Genomic DNA, 2408 nt, shown 5'->3' with positions numbered 1-2408 from the left:
GGATCGCAACCGTCCGGCCCGGGCCACCCCGGGCCGGCGCGGTGGGCTGCGCCCGGCCTCCGGGCCGGGCGAGGATCGCAACCCTGTGCAGCCCGCACGGCCAGGACCGCAAGGGCAACGAGCTGCGCCCGGCGGGCCGGGCGAGGATCGCAACCTGCTGGCCGTCGAGATCCTGACCCCCCAGCGCCGGCGGCTGCGCCCGGCCTCCGGGCCGGGCGAGGATCGCAACTGGAACATCGGGGCTCCTAGGTAGCTGGTGTTACACGATGGCCACTGCCGGCGTGGCGGTCATCGTTTTCCATCTATTTGAGTAGTTCGCTGGTATGGCGTTGGGTGTGGCGTCGCAGCAGCTCGATCTTCTCGATCCGGTCAGCCGGTTCTGCGGGGATGCGCTCCCGGCTAACTCGATCTTCGTGTTCCTGCACGAGCATCGTGACCGGTTGTTCCCGGACGGCTTGTTCACCGACCTGTTCGCGAAGGTCGGTCGCCGGTCGGTGCCGCCGTCGGTGGTGGCGGCGGTGATGGTGCTGCAACGGCTCGAGGGGTTGTCCGACCGGGAAGCGGTCGACCGGTTCATGTTCGACGCGCGGTGGCGTTACGCGGCCGGGGTCGGCGGCTGGGGCGGCGCCGGCCGGGTCGGGTTCGCCCACACCGTGCTGGTGGACATGCGGGAACGGTTGCGCCGCTCGCAGCGGCCGGACCGGATTTTCGAGGTGGCGTTGGACGCCGCCCGCACGGCGGGACTGCTGGGCCGGCGGAGGGTGCTGGATTCCACGCCGTTGTATGACGCGGTCGCCACGATGGACACGATCACGCTGATCCGTTCGGCGATCCGTGGCCTGCTCGGCGTGGCCGGACCCGACCTGGCCGCCTCGCTGCGGGCGGTCTTGTCCGCCGGTGACGACTACACCAGCTCGGCCAAGCCGGTCGTGGACTGGGACGATCAGAGCGCCCGGGAAGCGTTGATCGATTCCCGGGCCCGCGACGGGCACGCCCTGCTGGCCGCCCTCGACGGGCGTGACGACCTGCCCGAGCCGGTCATCCAGGCCATGCAGCTGCTGGCCACGGTGCTCGGCCAGGACCTTGAGGCCGGCGCCGACGGGGTGCTGCGCATCGCCCGCAAGGTCGCCCCGGACCGGGTGATCTCCACCGTCGACCCGCAGGCCAGGCATGGACACAAGACCAGCCACCGCGGCTTCGACGGCTACAAGGGCCACATCGCCGTCGACCCGGACGCCGAGGTCATCACCGCGACCGCGGTCACCGCCGGCAACGTCGGCGACGCCGAGCCCGCCGCCGACCTCATTACCGACCTCACCGACACCACCGAACCGGCCGAGGACACCGCAGCGGTCTACGGCGACGCCGCCTACGGCGCCGGCGAGGTCCTCGACCGGCTCAACGCCGCCGGGATCGACATCAAGACCAAGGTCCAGCCACCGAACGCGCCCGCCGGGAAGTTCACCAAGGACCGCTTCGACATCAACCTCGACGCGGCTACGGTCACCTGCCCGGCCGGCCTGACCGTCTCGATCCGGCCGGTCAAGGGCCACGCCCGCCACGCCGGCAAAGCCGACTTCGGCACCGCCTGCGCCATCTGCCCCCTGCGCGGGCAGTGCACCGAGTCCAAGATCGGCCGCAGCATCACCATCAGCCGGCACGAGGCACACCTCACCACCGCCCGCACCCGCCAAACCGACCCCGCCTGGCAAGCCGACTACCGGGCCACCCGACCCAAGGTCGAACGCAAAATCGCCCACCTCATGCGCCGCCGCCACGGCGGGCGACGCGCACGCATGCGCGGCCGGACCCGCGTCGCCGCCGACTTCACCCTCCTCGCCGCCGCGGTCGACCTCGCCCGACTCGCCACCCTCGGCCTCACCCACACCCTCCGCGGCTGGACCCTCAACCCCGCCTGAGGACCACAAGGCACCGCTGACCCCACCCGGCAAACGCCCTCAAGGGCCTACATCCCCGCCCCAGCAACAAATTCAGCACGTCGAAACCATCGAACCAGCACACCGAACCGACACCACCCAGCCGAAACGGCGGTCGACCGGGATCCGGTCAACAGCCGTTTAACACCAGCTACCTAGTGTCCTGAGTCGTTGATTAGTTGCTAAATTTGGGTAGGCTTCGTGGTATGCCACGAACAGGGCGTCCAAAGGCCGAGCTGGTGTTGTCCGATGTAGAGCGTCAGACTCTGGTGTCCTGGTCGCGTCGGGCGAAGACCGCGCAGGCGTTGGCGTTGCGGGCGCGGATCGTGTTGGCGTGCGCGGAAGGCGCGACGAACAAGGACGTCGCCGCGAGGCTCGGGGTGTGGCCGCAGACGGTGAACAAGTGGCGGGCCCGGTTCGTGCGTGACCGGCTGGAGGGCCTGTCCGACGAGCCTCGTCCGGGCGCCACCC

General features: G+C 70.3%; 2 protein-coding genes. Both read left to right on the top strand.

The annotated features are described in order from the left end of the window. Positions 1-335: 335 nt before the first annotated feature. A complete protein-coding gene (locus tag JNW87_RS37685; RefSeq protein WP_238455365.1) occupies positions 336-1919 on the top strand; it encodes an IS1182 family transposase in 1584 nt (527 codons plus the stop codon). A gap of 287 nt (positions 1920-2206) precedes the next feature. Beyond that, on the top strand, positions 2207-2408 hold a 202-nt coding region (locus tag JNW87_RS37680; protein ID WP_375373599.1), incomplete at its 3' end, for a helix-turn-helix domain-containing protein.

This window comes from Micromonospora sp. ATA51, from assembly GCF_016802855.1.
GTDB classification, from domain to species: Bacteria; Actinomycetota; Actinomycetes; order Mycobacteriales; family Micromonosporaceae; genus Micromonospora; species Micromonospora sicca.
Note: the sequence above shows the minus strand (reverse complement) of the source record. Positions and strands in the feature narration are given on the sequence as shown.